This is a genomic window from Leyella stercorea, assembly GCF_019052365.1.
In the GTDB taxonomy this organism is placed as follows: Bacteria; Bacteroidota; Bacteroidia; order Bacteroidales; family Bacteroidaceae; genus Prevotella.
Map to the genome: position 1 here is coordinate 1 of NZ_JAHQUY010000181.1, position 817 is coordinate 817.

General features: G+C 43.9%; 1 protein-coding gene. It reads right to left on the reverse strand.

The genetic code is table 11. The annotated features are described in order from the left end of the window. Positions 1 to 745: site-specific integrase (locus KTQ90_RS13505; RefSeq protein WP_254359758.1), on the reverse strand; the 745-nt coding region annotated here is incomplete at its 3' end. Between the last annotated feature and the right edge of the window lie 72 nt (positions 746 to 817).

Sequence of the window (817 nt, forward strand, 5' to 3'; positions counted from 1 at the left end):
AACTCACGGTTTCTATTGGAACTCCGTTGGAGAGGCAAACCGAGGTTGCGAACGAATGACGGCTCATGTGCCAGGACAGCGGCTTGGTGATACCACATTTTTTGCCCAGTCTTTTGAGCGAATCCATACAACTTTGGTAGTTGGGTACTGGAAACACCCTGCCGTCTTCACACAATCCACGGTATTTTTCCATAATTTGCTTGGGATAATCAAGCAACTTGATGTTGGCTTCCGTTCCTGTCTTCTGTCGATGGATAACAATCCATTCACCTTCATCGAAAAATTCCTTGATGTTCTCTTCCTTCAAGTTGTACAGATCAATGAAAGCGAGACCTGTAAAACAACAGAACAGGAACAAGTCACGCACCATACTCATCTTCTTTCTTGTGATAGGTGTTTCCATCAACAGGTGAATCTCTTCTTTGCTCAGAAACTCTCTTGTGGTCTCTTCTTCCTTGTACTCATATCGTCTGAAAGGGTCTTTTACAAGCCACTCATTATCTATGGCGCGGAATACCATTGCACGGAGATTGCGGACAAACACCATCGCAGAGTTTATCTTCAAGTGCTTGTCGGTTCTGAGAAAAGTCTCGTAGTCTGTGATAAAAGGCAGCGATAACTCTTTCAGAGCAATATCCTTCACATGGTACTGCGTCTGCATGAACTCGCCCACATAGGCACACCCGATTCTATACTTCGTGTATGTACTCAAAGATTTCATGCCAGCCTTATATTGCTTTTCCATTTCATCACGGCTTTGAGAATAGACTTTCATCAGTGTATGGCAACGATACTCCAAGCCAAGAAAGGCGTTCTT